Origin of the sequence: Reichenbachiella sp. (genome assembly GCF_965233835.1) — a bacterium.
Classification (GTDB): Bacteria; Bacteroidota; Bacteroidia; order Cytophagales; family Cyclobacteriaceae; genus Reichenbachiella.
Map to the genome: position 1 here is coordinate 1,363,561 of NZ_OZ247585.1, position 16,196 is coordinate 1,379,756.

Annotated in this window: 14 protein-coding genes; 10 read left to right on the plus strand and 4 right to left on the minus strand. The window is 40.9% G+C overall.

What is annotated here, in order from left to right:
• Nucleotides 1-119: 119 nt before the first annotated feature.
• Nucleotides 120-1,295, minus strand: a complete 1,176-nt coding sequence (gene lysA, locus ACO6S2_RS05815; RefSeq protein ID WP_422361573.1) for a diaminopimelate decarboxylase — start codon at nt 1,293-1,295, stop codon at nt 120-122.
• 111 nt (nt 1,296-1,406) lie between these two features.
• Here lysA and ACO6S2_RS05820 point away from each other — a divergent pair, with 111 nt between their 5' ends.
• A complete protein-coding gene (locus tag ACO6S2_RS05820; protein ID WP_422361574.1) occupies nt 1,407-2,078 on the plus strand; it encodes a hypothetical protein in 672 nt (223 codons plus the stop codon).
• Nucleotides 2,079-2,147: 69 nt separating this feature from the next.
• Entirely contained in the window at nt 2,148-2,669 is a 522-nt protein-coding gene (locus ACO6S2_RS05825) for a hypothetical protein (RefSeq protein WP_422361575.1), read from the plus strand.
• Nucleotides 2,670-2,698: 29 nt separating this feature from the next.
• On the opposite strand, the gene ACO6S2_RS05830 is transcribed toward ACO6S2_RS05825, so the two are convergent.
• The 3 genes from ACO6S2_RS05830 to ACO6S2_RS05840 form a co-directional block, all read right to left on the minus strand.
• On the minus strand, nt 2,699-3,523 hold the full coding sequence (locus tag ACO6S2_RS05830; protein WP_422361576.1) for an alpha/beta hydrolase: 825 nt from the start codon (nt 3,521-3,523) through the stop codon (nt 2,699-2,701).
• Between the two features lie 65 nt (nt 3,524-3,588).
• Nucleotides 3,589-4,344, minus strand: coding sequence for a M23 family metallopeptidase (locus ACO6S2_RS05835; RefSeq protein ID WP_422361577.1), 756 nt, complete (start codon nt 4,342-4,344; stop codon nt 3,589-3,591).
• 8 nt (nt 4,345-4,352) lie between these two features.
• Nucleotides 4,353-4,688 (minus strand): PadR family transcriptional regulator, encoded by a 336-nt coding sequence (locus ACO6S2_RS05840; RefSeq protein WP_422361578.1) that lies wholly within the window; start codon nt 4,686-4,688, stop codon nt 4,353-4,355.
• 319 nt (nt 4,689-5,007) lie between these two features.
• Here ACO6S2_RS05840 and ACO6S2_RS05845 point away from each other — a divergent pair, with 319 nt between their 5' ends.
• From ACO6S2_RS05845 to ACO6S2_RS05880, 8 genes are all read left to right on the plus strand, one after another.
• Nucleotides 5,008-6,270, plus strand: a complete 1,263-nt coding sequence (locus tag ACO6S2_RS05845) for a cytochrome c3 family protein (RefSeq protein WP_422361579.1) — start codon at nt 5,008-5,010, stop codon at nt 6,268-6,270.
• Nucleotides 6,271-6,343: 73 nt separating this feature from the next.
• On the plus strand, nt 6,344-9,406 hold the full coding sequence (locus ACO6S2_RS05850) for a TAT-variant-translocated molybdopterin oxidoreductase (protein ID WP_422361580.1): 3,063 nt from the start codon (nt 6,344-6,346) through the stop codon (nt 9,404-9,406).
• A 19-nt stretch (nt 9,407-9,425) separates the two neighbouring features.
• Nucleotides 9,426-10,787: an NrfD/PsrC family molybdoenzyme membrane anchor subunit gene (nrfD, locus tag ACO6S2_RS05855; RefSeq protein WP_422361581.1), complete on the plus strand. Its 1,362-nt coding sequence runs from the start codon at nt 9,426-9,428 to the stop codon at nt 10,785-10,787.
• Nucleotide 10,788: 1 nt separating this feature from the next.
• Nucleotides 10,789-11,319: a DUF3341 domain-containing protein gene (locus ACO6S2_RS05860; protein WP_318173044.1), complete on the plus strand. Its 531-nt coding sequence runs from the start codon at nt 10,789-10,791 to the stop codon at nt 11,317-11,319.
• Nucleotides 11,320-11,353: 34 nt separating this feature from the next.
• A complete protein-coding gene (locus ACO6S2_RS05865; protein ID WP_422361582.1) occupies nt 11,354-11,974 on the plus strand; it encodes a c-type cytochrome in 621 nt (206 codons plus the stop codon).
• A gap of 19 nt (nt 11,975-11,993) precedes the next feature.
• Complete coding sequence (locus ACO6S2_RS05870; protein ID WP_422361583.1) at nt 11,994-13,250, plus strand: quinol:cytochrome C oxidoreductase; 1,257 nt, start codon at nt 11,994-11,996, stop codon at nt 13,248-13,250.
• A 31-nt stretch (nt 13,251-13,281) separates the two neighbouring features.
• Nucleotides 13,282-14,337, plus strand: coding sequence for a cytochrome c oxidase subunit II (locus ACO6S2_RS05875; RefSeq protein ID WP_422361584.1), 1,056 nt, complete (start codon nt 13,282-13,284; stop codon nt 14,335-14,337).
• Nucleotides 14,338-14,349: 12 nt separating this feature from the next.
• Entirely contained in the window at nt 14,350-16,194 is a 1,845-nt protein-coding gene (locus tag ACO6S2_RS05880) for a cytochrome c oxidase subunit I (protein ID WP_422361585.1), read from the plus strand.
• Nucleotides 16,195-16,196: the final 2 nt, after the last annotated feature.

Here is a 16,196-nt window from a genome sequence, read left to right on the forward strand (position 1 = left end):
TTAAAGGCGTGAAAATCACTAAATTATGGATGTGTACTTGTAAATAGAGCAAAGAAAAAGGCAGGTATATACCTGCCCTAATCCTTATTATTAACTAATTAATATTTTGCGCTAGCAAATTACACGGCTTCTAATTCTTCTATTCTTTCGTTATTAGAGATATATTCTTCCAGAGATACTTCATCTGAATAGACCGCTGCAGCTCGGTCTCTTAAATTGTAATTAGAACTTAACACTTGACCATAGGCACCAGCGGATCTTATTTTCAAGTAGTCACCACGTGACGTTTTTGGTAAATCCGTTTTGCCGAAAGTATCAGAACTTTCGCAGATTGGACCTACTACATGATAGGGTTCTAACTCACCCTCTTTTGATATATTGTCTATTTTGTGAAAGGCGTTGTACAAGGCTGGTCGCATCAAATCGGTCATGCCAGCGTCCAGAATTGCAAAATTTGAGTTCACTCCTTTTTTTACATATAGTACTTTCGATATCAGAGAACCACACTGACCTACAATCGATCTTCCCAGTTCAAAATGAACAGTTTGGCCATCTTCTAAATTCAAGAATTTTTCAAATACTCTGAAGTATTCCACAAAATTTGGAACCAACTGAGATTCTGGGTCTGTATAGTTTATACCTAGTCCACCACCTACATTTATATGCTCTAACACAATACCTCGAGCCTTCAGGTTAGCAATTACATGATTGGCCTGTTGACATAGGTTGGCAAAGGGGTTAAGATTCAAAATCTGTGAGCCAATATGAAAATGAATACCCTTCAGCGCGAGGTTCTTGTGTGTTAAAATTTCATCTACCGCCGCATCCAACTCCGTTATAGGAATGCCGAATTTGTTCTCGTTTAATCCCGTGGTAATTTTATGATGAGTCTGCGCGTCAACGTTAGGGTTTATCCTAAATGCAATATTTGCTACTGCATCATGCTTAGCCGCAATCTCATTGATTACTTCTAGTTCTTCAATTGATTCACAGTTGATACTATGAATACCTTGGGAAATGGCTAAATCTAACTCTTCGTCAGATTTGCCGATTCCCGCTAAGACAATATCATTAGGTTCGAAACCAATTTCGAGGGCTTTTTTGATTTCATTACCACTTACACAATCTGCTCCAAGCCCTTGTTTTTTTATGGTTTGAAGAATACGATCTTCAGCGTTTGCTTTAATCGCATAGTGTACTTTAAAATTGGGATTATTGATTGCTGCTTGCATAGCAGCCAGCGTGTTTTCCAACAGCGTCAAATCGTAGTAATAAAAGGGTGTGCTTACCGACATCTTTGGTTTCAATTTTAAATTCAGAATCCAAAAATATTTTTTAAGTGAGGCGGTGTGAAATAAATGTTAGAATTATTCATAATATTTGCACTTTGTTAAATATTTAACGCCATGAAGAAGATATCAGATATTGTAGAGGAAGGGATCAGGAAAATGCCATTTATCGAGGAAGCAATGATGGCCAATTTGATCAATTATTCGTCTCTCGCCCGACTTTTACAGCCTTATGTCTCTAAGGTACTTATGAAGGATGCGACCGAGGCCTCCATCCTAATGGCACTCAAACGGCGCTCTACTATGGGAGCTAATGCACTCAACTTGAACCCCAAAAATTTCAGAGAGCATATCGGTGATATTTTCGTGAGGTCGGGATTATCAACCTTTACCTATGCCAATTCGCCTACTTTGACAGAAAATCAAACCAGACTTTTGCATGAGGTGCAAAATCTACCAGACACTTATTGCTCCTTTACTCAAGGTATGTATGAGCGGACATTAATCGTGAGTGAGAATATTGTGGATCGGGTAAAAAGGATATTTGACAAAGAAACCTATGTAACTGGAAACAGTCAGTTGAGTTCAGCCACTGTGATGCTGAAGGCGTCGAACATAAGAGCCTATGGCCTATATTATTACATTTTCAAAATGATAGCCTGGTATGGCATTACTGTCATTGAAGTGATCTCAACTTCCAACGAATTTTCCATTGTTGTCGAGCAAAAAAACATCAACGAAGCCTTTTCTGTTTTGATGAAAATCAAGATGGATGAAGGAGGAATATAACCATACTTACTTAAGATTTTTTTTATGTCAAATACATTAAGGCTATTGCTTGCTGTACTGTGTTTAATAATGTCTAATCATGTACTGTATGCTCAGGATGAAGACTTTGAGACAAGAGTGGATTTTAAAAGGAGCTTTTGGTTCGATTTTGGATTTGGGGGTGGGGGGCAAGGTTCTAGTTCTGCGAGCGGTCTGGGCAATGAGGTTGATGTGAAATTCAACATATCGCAGAAATTATACATGAGTATTGCGTACGAGCAAATTTCTTTTGATTCAGGACGTGATTTAGAATATCTCAAATCAACTTCGTTCCGTATTGGAAGGCTATATAAAAGAAAGGTAGGTGTGTTTTACTATGGAATAGGGCCGTCTTATGTACGAGGGTCTAGGTACGTAGCCAATCAGAATGGAGGAAGATATGAGTCCTTTGATGTTGCTTCTTTGACTCCGCAGACAGGTTTTTTATTAAGTCCTGGCCATGTTGGTATTGGATTTCACATGTATGGACAGATAAATAAGGAATATAGCTACATTGGAATGGCCGTTACTTTCGGCCTTGGTGTGATTAATGAGAGGAAAAAAACAAATTAACTTTTTCTGAGAATGGGGTCGGTGTACGGTTAGAGGTCATTAGTTTTTAAATGTGTTTCTTCGAACAAAAAACGCATACCATTCATAAACGCCCTGGGAAAAATAGAGTGATGATTCTCATCTGACAGTGTTTCTGCCTTGAACATGAGCTTAGGATAGGATCTTCCTTGAAGCTGCTTGGTTAACCTTGTGTGTTCTTGCACCATCTCATGATACATGCCATTTGTTCTGGTTTCTAGTTCACCGACGGCACTATAAATTCTAGATGGTAGGATCTTATTTGATACGAATGATAATTCCTCCAGTTTGAAAACGAGCTCATCATCATACCACAGTGAGGGGCTAACCGCGAGATAGCTTTTGAATAAATCTGGAGAATTGAACAAGCAGTAATAGGCAAATAAACCGCCCAGAGAATGTCCTACGATAGTACGATCATCATTGACTCTGTATGTGGATGAAATAAATGGGATGAGTTCTTGTCTCAAAAATTCAATGAATTGATTGGCTCCACCCGAACCAGACATAGAGGTCTTGGTGGGTGTATAATCCCGAACTCTCCGCGAGCTTATTTTTCCTATTCCAACAAGTATTACATCAGGTATGTCCTTGTTTATAGTTAGGTGCCGTGTGCCATAACAAACCATTCCAAAATTGTAATCAGCGTCCAATATGTAAACTACTGGATAAGATTTGTCTGAGTTTTCGTAATCAGGAGGTAAGTAGATATTTATGTCGTAACCATGTGAGTAGATTTTTGAAGTGAGGACGGTATACTGAGTATTTTTAATACTTACTTTCGGTAGTTTTTGACCAAAAAGAGAAAAGTTCAGACATAGCATGCTTGAACTCATAATTATGAATTTGAAAAAGTGCATGCGTTTTAGAGGAAAATGATTACGGCTATGAGTGCTGCAGGTCAGTTTTTCGGGTTATCGTAGAGAACTTGCTCATCCATATTTTTATCTCTGGCCGTGAAGTAGTTTAAAGGGTCTACATACTCACCATCTCTTACTACTTCATAGTGAAGGTGTGGGGCAGTAGAGGCTCCTGTGTTTCCGGAGAGTCCAATTTCTTGTCCAAGAGTTACTAGATCCCCTTCTTTCACTTTTATTTCAGATAAATGGGCGTATTTCGTAATAAAACCTTCGCTGTGTTCAATTTCTATTTTCATTCCGTAGCCACCCAAGCTGTTTGACACAGAAACTACAGTTCCAGCTGCTGTGGCTTGTACTGAGGTTCCTATTTCTGCTGCGAAATCAATTCCTCTATGGAAGTCCCTTTTTTTCTTCAAAGGGTTGTATCGCTCGCCAAAATTGGAGGTGATGCGCTTGTAATGATCCAAAGGAGAAATGGTAGGCGGTTCTTGCGCATCTGCACCAAAAACGAGCATAAATATTGAAGCTGCTATACCTGAAGCAAGTATTTGGCTTATAGTATGACGTCTATGCTTCTTTACTACAGGTGAAGTTTGCTTGAGTTCCTCAAATCCTTCATGACCAAATGTGTTGAGCACTTCCTTATATGCCAAGGAAAAGTCTTTGCCTTCGGACAACTGTATTTCAACCATACAGCATACATGATCTAAAAGTTCAGTTCTGAATCCTTTGGACAGCCCTTTCGCTTTAAGGTCATTGGTGATATACAAGTATTGTGTTTTCGTAAGTGTTTTCATTTCAAAACTTATTTAGTCAACTGTGGATTTAATAACAAAAGCATGGTTTGCACAAATTCCGTAAACTCATTAGATCGTTCAGTCGCCTCCTGGCTACCCACGGATGTGACCTTGTAATATTTTCTTTTCCGACCGTTGATGTTCTCAATCTCCGTGGTGACCATGCCGTCAGCTTCCAACTTATGTAATGTAGGGTAAAGAGCACCCTCGGTGAGTTGAATTTTCTCATTGGTCAAAACTTTGACCTTTTGGGTGATTTCGTAGCCATACATTCTACCATTTGCAGAGAGTAGTTTAAGTATTATGGTCTTAAGGGTGCCTTTGAGCAATTCTTTTGAATACATAAGGCAAATATACATAAGAAAATTATGTATCAAATGTTTCTTGAATTATTTTGATACTGACAAGTCTATGGCTGAATAGTTACTATATAAATAAATGTAGGAGGGATTTCTGACCTATGCGAAACTCTTATTTAAATTTATTCTAAATAGCACTAAATAGTACTAAATATGGAATTGTAACTTTTTGATAATCAGTTCGATGAATGGATGAAAGCAGGGGTGGTAGCCATGTACTACGTAGATGCTATTATTATGTTTTTGAAATACAGCAACCCGATGTTACATTTGCACCACTTTACAAAAAGGAAAGCTAAAACTGATGTCAAAAAAATATAGTTTACACTCCAGAGCGGGATTTTTAAGTACTAAAACCGTTCTATTCCTCTCCTTGATTTTTTCAGTTTTGTTCACTCAAAATACGGCTGTAGCTCAGGATGATGGTATCCCTACAGACGAGGCGACCATTTCAGCTGGAGAAAAATTATTTAAGGCTAATTGTACGGTTTGTCACGCAGTGAATGATAAGGTGATTGGACCTGCGCTGAGAGACATACATAAAAGAAGAAATCTTGATTGGATTAAAGCATTTGTTAAAAACTCTCAGAAGGTAATTCAGAGTGGTGACGAATATGCAGTAAACCTTTACAACGAATACAATAAAACAGAAATGACCGCCTTCGATTTTGAAGATGCGGAAATTGCTTCTATAGTAGGTTACTTGAAAGCTGAGTCTGCGAAAGAAATAGTAGTGGCTGCTGAGGAAACTACAACAACCGGCGGTGTAGAAGCTGCTTCGGAAGAACCTTCGCAGTTTGTGAATACTGTTATGATTGTATTATTGGTTGTACTAGTACTGATTCTTGCAGTATTGGGTATGATCATCACAATGTTGAAGAAGTATCTATCTCAGAAAGATGATCTATCGGAAGAAGATCGAGAGATTGCTGAGCAAACGTTCGACATGGGCGCTTTGGTAAAAAGCAATGCTTTCCTTGGATTGACGGCTTTTATTTTTACCGCGATCATCATGAAGTCTGCGATCGACGGCATATTTACAATAGGTGTACAGCAAGGTTATCAGCCAGATCAGCCAATTGCTTTCTCTCACAAGATTCATGCGGGAGATTACAAAATTGATTGTAACTACTGTCACACTGGTGTAAGAAAGAGTAAGAATGCTAACATTCCTTCTCCGAACATTTGTATGAACTGTCACTCATCGATCAAAACAGAATCTCCTGAGATTCAAAAGATCTATGCAGCGATAGAAAACAATGAGCCTATCGAGTGGGTGAGAATTCACAATTTGCCAGATTTGGCCTACTTCAATCACTCACAGCACGTGCAGGTGGGTGGTGTAGAATGTCAGACCTGTCACGGTCCGATCGAAGAGATGGATAAAGTTTCACAGTATGCACCTTTGACTATGGGCTGGTGTATCAACTGTCACAGAGAGACAGACGTGAATACCAAAGGAAACGATTATTATAATAAGTTGGTCGAGATGCACAATGCGCATAGCAAAGAGCCAATGAAGGTAGAAGATATTGGAGGACTTGAGTGTTCTAAATGTCACTATTAATTATATAAAGAATATTAAGACACTTTTATTGAAGTGGAGATCACTTCAAACGACTAAGAAAGTCAATTAACACATGAAAGAGACCAAAAAGCAATATTGGAAAGGGTTAGAGGAATTGACCAAAAACCCTGAATTCGAAAAGCATGCTGACAAAGAGTTTCCAGAGTACTTACCGATCAGCGGTGAGAACGAAGAAGGGACTGGCGCCAGCAGAAGGGACTTCTTGAAATTGATGGGATTTGGTGTAGCAGCAGCTTCATTGGCCGCTTGTGAAACGCCTGTCAGAAAAGCAATTCCTTATTTGAACAAACCTGTGGACGTAGATCCAGGTGTTCCAAATTATTATGCTTCGTCTTATGTGAATGGTAACGAATACTGTTCTGTAGTAGTAAAGACAAGAGAAGGTCGTCCGATCAAAATCGACGGCAACAAGCTATCGACTGTAAGTGGTGGCGGTACTTCTTCTCAGGCTCAGGCTTCTGTGCTTTCTCTTTACGACAAAGAAAGATTACAAGGCCCTGAATTGGGTGGCAAGTCTGTTTCATGGGATGATTTAGATGCTGAAGTTGCTAAGCAATTGGCTGGAGCCAACAGAATTGCATTGGTAAGTGCTTCTGTCTTTAGCCCATCTACATTGGCTACGATCGATGCTTTGAAAGCGAAGTTTGCTGGTCTTGAGCATATTCAATATGATCAAGTATCTTTCAGTGGTGCTTTGGCAGCTAATGAAAAGTCTTTCGGGAAACGAGCAATTCCTTCTTACGACTTTAGCAAAGCGGACACCATCGTTTCTTTCGATGCTGACTTCTTAGGCAACTGGTTGAACGGCACACTTCATAGCAAGCAGTTCGCTCAGACCAGAAGATTGAATGACAAGAAGAAAACCATGTCTAGGTTGTACTCTTTCGAGTCAAATCTTTCATTGACTGGTTCTAACGCAGACTATAGAAACGCGATCAAACCTTCTCAGCAAGGTGCTTACGTCGCTAACTTATATAACATGCTGGCAACTAAGGCCGGCGCTCCTTCTGTAAATGCTCCTAAAATGGGTGATACAGCAGTATTGACAAAAGCAGCTAATGACCTTTGGTCGAGCAAGGCGAAGTCAGTAGTAGTTTCAGGATCGAACGACGAAAACGTACAAGTGCTTGTCAATGCGATCAACAACTTATTAGGTTGTTATGGCACTACAATTGATTTGGCTTCTGCAGTCAACACCAGAAAAGGAGACGACAAAGCAATGGTAAACTTCATCAAAGACCTGAATGCAGGTAACATTGATGGAGTTTTGTTTTTTAATAGCAATCCTGTTTATGATCACGCCATGGGTGCACAGATCGCTGCAGGTTTGAAAAAAGCTAAATTCTCTCTTTCTACTTCAGATAGAAAGGATGAGACCGCTAGTTTGACTAGCGCCATCGCTCCAGATAATCACTTCTTGGAGTCTTGGAATGATTTTGAGCCGGTGACTGGCAAATTGAGTTTGTCACAGCCTACCATTTCGAACCTGTTCAACACGCGTCAGGCAGGACAGTCTTTCTTGACATGGTCTGGTAGTAGCGAGTCTTACTTCGACTTTGTAAAAGCAAGATGGACAGCTAATGCTACGGGCGACAAACAAACCTATTGGGATAAAACAGTTCAGGCGGGTGTGGTAGAATCTGCTATAGAAGCTGAAGCAGTTTCTTTCACCGGAGATGTAGCAGCGGCTGCATCTGGATTGAAATCTACAGCTTCTGGTGTAGAGCTAGTGATGTACGAAAAGTCAGCGATTGGAAACGGTTCTCAGGCTAACAACCCTTGGTTGCAAGAAATGCCTGACCCGATCACCAAAGCAGTTTGGGACAACTACTTGACTATTTCACCTAAAATGGCTGAAGAGCTAGGGTTGAAATTGGGAGACATGACTACTCAGTTGGTTACATTGACAGTTGGAAACCAAACGTTAAAAGTACCTGCCATGGTGCAACCAGGTCAGGCCAACGGCACTGTAGGTCTCGCAGTAGGATATGGAAGAACAAGCGCAGGTAAAGTGGCGAATGGAGTAGGTGTAAACGCTTACCCGTTGATGGATTACAAAACAGGCGCTCAGAGCAAGGCAGTGACTTCAGGAGTTTCGGTTGCGCTAAGCGGTGAAGAATACAGAGTAGCTCAGACACAAACACACCATACTTACATGGGGCGTGAGAATGTGATCCAAGAGTCTATTCTTTCAAAATATCAAAAAGATCCAAGTGCAGGTAGAGATTTCCCTATGATCACTACTTACTCTGGAAAAACTAAACCAGGTAACGTATCTCTTTGGTCTGGACATGAGTATCCAAACCACCACTGGGGTATGACTATTGACTTGAATTCTTGTACTGGTTGTGGTGCATGTACCGTTTCTTGTCAGGCAGAAAACAACGTACCTGTAGTAGGTAAAGAAGAAGTACTCAACCGAAGAGAAATGACTTGGTTGAGAATTGATAGATATTATAGCAGTGACGCACCAGAAGGTGATTTGAGAGCGATGGAGATTGCCGCTGAGCAGCCAGAAGTTACTTTCCAGCCAATGATGTGTCAGCAGTGTAACAACGCGCCTTGTGAGACAGTTTGTCCAGTAGCTGCGACCAACCACTCTACGGAAGGGTTGAACCAAATGGCTTACAACAGATGTATCGGTACAAGATATTGTGCCAACAACTGTCCATATAAAGTGAGAAGATTCAACTGGTTTAAGTATCACGACAACGATCAGTTCCCTGAAAATACTTCTATGAACAACGACTTGGGTAAAATGGTATTGAACCCAGACGTAACTGTTCGATCTAGAGGGGTAATGGAAAAATGTTCATTCTGTGTTCAGAGAATCCAGTATGGTAAACTAGAAGCGAAGAAAGAAGGAAGAAGACCAGTAGATGGTGAGATTACTTCGGCTTGTGCTTCAGCTTGTCCATCGGAAGCTATTGTATTTGGCGACTTGAAAGATCCTAAGTCTAGAATTTCACAAATGTTGAAATTGGAGAACGGAGAAAACGGACCAGAAGTAAAAGAAGAAAGAGCTTACCACGTGTTGGAAGAGCTTTCTGTGAAGCCTAATGTATGGTACTTCACTAAGATTAGAAATAAAGAAGAAAACGAAGCGAACGCTTAATTTATAAATTAAAATCAATATGCACGCAGAAGCAGTAGTTCGTAAACCTCTCGTCACAGGAGGTAAAACGGTACACGACGTCACTGAGGACATTTGTATAAGAGTAGAGCAGAAGCCGGCCAAATCTTGGATGTTGGCGATGGCGATCTCTTTGGCACTCTTAGGCTATGGCGCCTACTGTGTCTTCACTCTAGTTTGGGAAGGCATTGGTAGTTGGGGTCTAAACAAAACCGTAGGTTGGGCTTGGGATATCACCAACTTCGTATGGTGGGTAGGTATCGGTCACGCTGGTACATTGATCTCGGCAATCTTATTGCTATTCAGACAGCGATGGAGAATGTCGATCAACCGTGCCGCTGAGGCGATGACCATTTTTGCCGTTATCTGTGCGTTGCAGTTTCCACTCCTTCACATGGGTCGTCCATGGATTGGAGCAATCTGGGCTTTACCACTACCGAACACTTACGGTTCGCTTTGGGTAAACTTCAACTCACCGCTTCTTTGGGATGTATTTGCGATTTCGACTTACTTCTCAGTTTCTCTTGTTTTCTGGTACATCGGGTTGGTTCCTGATTTCGCTACCATTAGAGACAGAGCCACTGGCATCAGCAAAAAAATATACGGCGCACTTTCTCTAGGATGGGATGGCGCAGCCAAAACGTGGTCTCGCTATGAGACCGTAGCTTTGGTACTAGCCGGATTGGCTACTCCTCTGGTACTTTCAGTACATACCATTGTATCCTTTGACTTTGCTACTTCAGTTATCCCTGGATGGCATACTACGATCTTCCCTCCTTACTTTGTGGCAGGTGCGATCTTCTCAGGATTCGCCATGGTATTGACCTTGATGATCGTAACCAGAAGAGTTTACAAATTAGAGGACTACATCACTATCGAGCACATCTCGTTGATGAACATCATCATTATGGTGACAGGTTCTATCGTAGGTGTAGCTTATATCACAGAGCTTTTCATCGCTTGGTACTCAGGAGTAGAAGGTGAGCAATATGCTTTCTTCAACAGAGCACTTGGGCCATACTGGTGGGCATACGCTTCGATGATGACTTGTAACGTGATCTCTCCACAGTTATTCTGGTTTAAAAAGATTAGAACTAGCATCGCTGCTACATTCGTGATTTCAATTATTGTGAACATTGGAATGTGGTTCGAGCGATTTGTAATTATTGTCACTTCCCTACACAGAGACTTTTTGCCTTCTTCTTGGGCAATGTTCTACCCAACTTGGGTTGATATAGGGGTGTACATCTTTACATTCGGTTTGTTCTTCACTTGTTTCTTCGCTTTCGCGAAATTCTTCCCAGTGATCAACATGGCCGAGGTGAAAAGTATTATTAAAGCAACCGGAGAAAAAAAGAAATAAGATGAGCGACGGTAATAAAAACTTTGTATTAGGCGTATTCGACGACGAGGATGTTTTGCTTAAAGCAATCGCTCAGGTTCGTCAGGGTGGTGTGAAGATTCACGAAGTGTTCTCTCCATTTCCAGTGCACGGCATCGACGATGTATTGGGATATAAGGGTTCGCGACTATCTATCGCAGCTTTCTTATTCGGTTTGTTAGGAACCACCTTGGCATTGACCATGCAGATCGGTATGATGACTGTAGATTGGCCAATGATCGTAGGGGGTAAGGATTTCTTGCCTTTTCCAACATTCATTCCGGTAACTTTCGAATTGACTGTATTGCTTGGCGCATTTGGTATGGTGGGTACTTTCTTCGTAGTGAGTGACCTGAAGCCATGGGCGAAGCCAAGAATATTTGACTTAAGAATTACAGACGACAAGCACGTAGTGGCTGTTGACTTAGATAAAAACAAAATGAGCGAAGCAGACATCAAAAAAGCTTTGAGTGATGCAGGTGCTCAGGAAGTGAATAACAAGCAGTTCGACTAAAATCTTAGGATTCTAATTAGGAAAAAATATTAAAATGAATTTTAATAAATACATCAACGGGATCGTCATAGTTGCAACAGGATTTGTTGTGACATCTTGCGCTTCCAGAGGCAATGATACAGGTGTAGAGTATGCACCACAGATGTATCACTCAGTACCTTACGAAGGACTTTCTCAAATTAAAGATAAAGAAGCTGGTCGTTGGTTGACTTCACAAGAAGGCGGCGATGCAGAATTCTACACTTCGAATCCTAACAACCCGAATGAAATGAACATGAGGGAAGCTGTGCCAAACACAGTGAGAAGAGGAGAAGCTTTGCCTTACAGAATTCCTAAAGACTCTTTGGCATTAGCGGCTAGAACTTTGAAGAATCCATTGGATTCTACAGCGGCCATTGTAAAAGAAGGTAAAGTCTTATTCGGAAGATACTGTTTGCACTGTCATGGCGAAACTGGACTGGGTGATGGACTCGTGGGGCAAGTATTCAAAGGGGTTACTCCTTACAATTCAAGAGCAGTAAAAGACAAGCCAGAAGGCCATATCTTCCACGTAATTACCATGGGTAAAGGAAGAATGGGATCACACGCTTCACAAGTGAGCGTAAACGATCGTTGGAAAATAGTTCGATTTGTTCAAACCCTTCAAAACCAATAATTCTTAAGGAGATCTTATTATGAGCGACGAAAAATTTATATTCTCAGCAGGAGCCAAAAGAAACATTCTGATCACCTTGGTGTCAGGTTTGATATTGGCTGCTATCGGCGTAGTGATGATGAACATGGGCGGACATGATGCCCACGGAGCTGAAGCTGCTGCAGACGCAGGACATCACGGTTTCCACTGGACCAAGCGACTATATGCCAACCTTTGGATCAACAACTTGTTTTTTACTGGTTTATCGGCAATTGGTATATTCTTTATTGCCATTCAGTATGTTGCCCAAGCAGGATGGTCTGTAGGATTGAAAAGAATTCCTATGGCGATGGCGAGCTGGTTGCCTATCGGTGCGGTATTGATGATCGTAGTGTTCTTGATTGCTAATCACGACCTATTCCACTGGACACACGAATATCTATATGACAAGGCAGACGAGAGATACGATGAAATTTTAGATGGAAAGAAGGGGTACTTAAACTTTACTTTCTACATGATCAGAATGGTAGCCTTCTTCGGTGTTTGGTATCTGTTGTTTACACAGATCAGAAAGCAAATGCTTAAAGAAGATATCGAAGGTGGTGTAACAAGCTGGAAAAAGAACGTAACGTTATCAGCAATCTTTTTGGTATTCTTCGGATACTCTTCAAGTATTGCCGCTTGGGATTGGGTGATGTCTATTGACCCACACTGGTTCTCTACTATGTTTGGTTGGTATGTATTTGCCAGCTGGTGGGTATCTGGTTTGGCTTTGATTGCTTTCATTGCTGTATTGTTGAAAGACAAAGGCTACTTGAAAATAGTAAACGCTAATCACCTGCACGATATAGGCAAATTCATCTGGGGCTTTAGTATTTTCTGGACATACATCTGGTTTTCGCAGTTCCTTTTGATCTACTACGCAAATATTCCTGAGGAAACGATCTACTTCGTAGAAAGATGGAAAAGCGACCAATATTCTGTTTACTTCTTCTTGAACTTGATCTTGAACTTCTTCTTGCCTTTCCTATTGTTATTGCCAAGAGAAGCAAAGAGACACACAAGATTCTTGAAAGTGGTTCCTCCAATCATTTTATTCGGACACTGGATCGACTTCTACTTGATGGTAACACCGGGTACGTTGAAAGAAAACGGTGGATTCGGATTATTAGAAATAGGATTGATCATGGTATATGCATCGGCTTTCATTTACACGGTATTGCATTCTTTGGCTAAGCATCCGCTAGTGGCCAAGAATCACCCAATGATGGAAGAAACATTGCATCATCATATTTAAGAAATTAATTACAAAATAGACATTTAAAGACATGATGAATATTGTAATCTTGTTAGCCGTGGTATTGATAGGAGCCATCTTGGTCACTATCTTCAGAGCACATACCTTGGTACAAGTCGTAAGAGGAAAAGAGGGTGACCCGATGGGTACCAGTAATAAGGTGAATGGCGCTTTGTTTATGGTATTCCTAATAGTGGGTACAGTTGCGTTCTTCGGGTATTCTTATACTGAGTTTGATCGATACACTGTACCTGTGGCCTCTGAGCATGGCGAAGTAACCTTCAAGTTATTCTGGATCACTACGGCAATTACAACGGCTGTATTCATTATAACTAATGCGGTATTGTTCTATTTCGCATGGAAGTATAGATACAAAGCAGATCAAAAGGCGCACTTCTATTCTCACAACAATACCTTAGAAATGATCTGGACATTTATCCCAGCAGCTGTATTGACTGGTTTGGTGTTGTCTGGTTTGTTTGCATGGCAAGATATTACGAGTAAGGCACCAGCTAATGCTGAACAGATTGAAATATTCGGCTATCAATATGCATGGGCGTCGAGATACCCAGGGCCTGATGGTAAATTGGGACCATTCGATTACCAGTTGATCGATTCTGATAATCGTCTAGGAGTAGATTTTTCTAATCCTAATTCAAAAGATGACTTTATCCCAAGAGAAATTCACATCCCTAAAGGTGAGCCAGTATTGTTGAAAATCAGAGCAAGAGATGTAATTCACTCGGTATATATGCCTCATTTCAGATTACAAATGAATGCAGTACCAGGTATGCCTACTCAGTTTTGGTTTGTGCCAACTAAATCTACTGCGGACATGAGAGAAGAGACTGGCAACCCTGATTTTCAATACGAATTGGTTTGTAACAAAATTTGTGGAAAGGCTCACTTTTCTATGAGAGCCATCGTAATTGTAGATGAGAAAGAAGATTACGAAAAGTGGAAGGCAGAACAGAAGTCATGGTTGTCTAAAAACCCTGATTATCTAGCAAACATCGAAGCAACCAGCCCTGTACAAGTGGCTGTAGAAGAAAAAGTAAGTGGTGAGGAAGTAAATACTTCATTATAATTATAAGAAATCATGGCAGTTACTGAAGTACAAATAGACGAACAACATGCAGGTCACGATGATCACGATCATGAGCATCATGGCAATTTTGTAACAAATTATATTTTCTCACAAGACCACAAAGTGATTGGAAAGCAATTTCTTATCACGGGTATCTTTTGGGCGATCATTGGTGGTGGACTTTCTATCATTTTCAGATTACAATTAGGATTTCCAGGTATCGACCTAGAGTGGTTGAGACCTTTGCTTGGCAACTGGATCACTGAAACAGGTCAACTAGATACAGAATTTTACCTCGCCCTTGTAACCATGCACGGTACCATCATGGTATTCTTTGTATTGACGGCGGGATTGAGTGGTACCTTTAGTAATTTCTTGATTCCATTACAGATTGGAGCGCGGGATATGGCATCAGGTTTTATGAACATGTTGTCGTACTGGTTCTTTTTCTTATCTAGTGTGGTGATGTTCATCTCTTTGTTCATCGAAACAGGACCTGCTGGTGGAGGATGGACTATTTATCCTCCATTGAGTGCATTGCCTCAGGCAATTGCAGGATCTGGACTTGGGATGACACTTTGGTTGGTTTCTATGGTATTCTTTATCGCTTCTACTTTATTAGGCGGTATCAACTACATCACGACCATTATCAACTTGAGAACAGAAGGTATGTCCTTCACTAGATTGCCATTGACGATTTGGGCGTTCTTCTTGACTGCTATTTTGGGACTGTTATCTTTCCCAGTTTTAGTTGCAGCAGCATTACTTTTAATCTTTGATAGATCATTCGGTACAAGTTTCTACTTGTCTGATATTTATATTGGTGGTGAGGCCTTGCCAAATACTGGCGGTAGCCCGATCTTGTTCCAGCACTTGTTCTGGTTCCTAGGTCACCCAGAGGTATATATTATTATTCTACCTGCTTTGGGTATCACTTCAGAAATTATTTCGACCAACTCACGTAAGCCAATTTTTGGTTACAAGGCGATGATTGGTTCAATGATGGGAATTGGTGTATTGTCTTTTGTAGTATGGGCACACCATATGTTCGTAACCGGTATGAGTCCTTTCTTGGGTTCTATCTTTATGATCTTGACATTGGTCATTGCAGTACCATCAGCAGTTAAAGCATTTAACTATATCACAACATTGTGGAAAGGTAATATCCGATTCACAACTGCTATGATGTTCTCTATAGGTTTGGTATCGCTGTTTATCTCTGGTGGAGTAACAGGTATCTTCCTTGGTAACTCGGCATTGGATATCTTCTTACACGATACCTACTTTGTAGTGGCTCACTTCCACTTGGTAATGGGTAGCTCGGCATTCTTCGGAATGGTGGCTGGTATCTATCATTGGTATCCTAAGATGTTTGGCAGAATGCTAGACGAGAAATTGGGATACGTTCACTTCTGGTTGACGTTCGTTGGGGTGTACATGGTGTTCTTCCCAATGCACTATATCGGTATTGCTGGATTCCCTAGAAGATATTATTCATTCACGAACTTCGATGCGTTTAGCTCATTTGGTGACTTGAACATGTTTGTTACGGTTGCGGCTATCATAACTTTCGGTGCGCAGTTCATCTTTGTTTTCAACTTCTTCTACTCGATGTGGAGAGGCAAGAAAGCACCATTGAACCCATGGGATTCAAACACCTTGGAATGGACGACACCAAGAGAGCCTGGACATGGAAACTGGCCTGGAAAAATCCCAGCAGTGTACAGATGGCCTTACGATTATAGTAAGCCAGGTGCTGAAGGGGACTTTATTCCTCAGACTGTGCCGTTGTCTCAGACACCTGAATCTAACCTACCTCACGAAGCTGAAGAAGCGAAAGAGGAAAAAGTAGATTGAGG

What these genes read in the sequence shown, in the direction of transcription:
- lysA (WP_422361573.1), bottom strand. Translation starts at nt 1,295, where the DNA reads ATGTCGGTAAGCACACCCTTTTATTACTACGATTTGACGCTGTTGGAA.
- ACO6S2_RS05820 (WP_422361574.1), top strand. Translation starts at nt 1,407, where the DNA reads ATGAAGAAGATATCAGATATTGTAGAGGAAGGGATCAGGAAAATGCCA.
- ACO6S2_RS05825 (WP_422361575.1), top strand. Translation starts at nt 2,148, where the DNA reads ATGTCTAATCATGTACTGTATGCTCAGGATGAAGACTTTGAGACAAGA.
- ACO6S2_RS05830 (WP_422361576.1), bottom strand. Translation starts at nt 3,523, where the DNA reads ATGAGTTCAAGCATGCTATGTCTGAACTTTTCTCTTTTTGGTCAAAAA.
- ACO6S2_RS05835 (WP_422361577.1), bottom strand. Translation starts at nt 4,344, where the DNA reads ATGAAAACACTTACGAAAACACAATACTTGTATATCACCAATGACCTT.
- ACO6S2_RS05840 (WP_422361578.1), bottom strand. Translation starts at nt 4,688, where the DNA reads ATGTATTCAAAAGAATTGCTCAAAGGCACCCTTAAGACCATAATACTT.
- ACO6S2_RS05845 (WP_422361579.1), top strand. Translation starts at nt 5,008, where the DNA reads ATGTCAAAAAAATATAGTTTACACTCCAGAGCGGGATTTTTAAGTACT.
- ACO6S2_RS05850 (WP_422361580.1), top strand. Translation starts at nt 6,344, where the DNA reads ATGAAAGAGACCAAAAAGCAATATTGGAAAGGGTTAGAGGAATTGACC.
- nrfD (WP_422361581.1), top strand. Translation starts at nt 9,426, where the DNA reads ATGCACGCAGAAGCAGTAGTTCGTAAACCTCTCGTCACAGGAGGTAAA.
- ACO6S2_RS05860 (WP_318173044.1), top strand. Translation starts at nt 10,789, where the DNA reads ATGAGCGACGGTAATAAAAACTTTGTATTAGGCGTATTCGACGACGAG.
- ACO6S2_RS05865 (WP_422361582.1), top strand. Translation starts at nt 11,354, where the DNA reads ATGAATTTTAATAAATACATCAACGGGATCGTCATAGTTGCAACAGGA.
- ACO6S2_RS05870 (WP_422361583.1), top strand. Translation starts at nt 11,994, where the DNA reads ATGAGCGACGAAAAATTTATATTCTCAGCAGGAGCCAAAAGAAACATT.
- ACO6S2_RS05875 (WP_422361584.1), top strand. Translation starts at nt 13,282, where the DNA reads ATGATGAATATTGTAATCTTGTTAGCCGTGGTATTGATAGGAGCCATC.
- ACO6S2_RS05880 (WP_422361585.1), top strand. Translation starts at nt 14,350, where the DNA reads ATGGCAGTTACTGAAGTACAAATAGACGAACAACATGCAGGTCACGAT.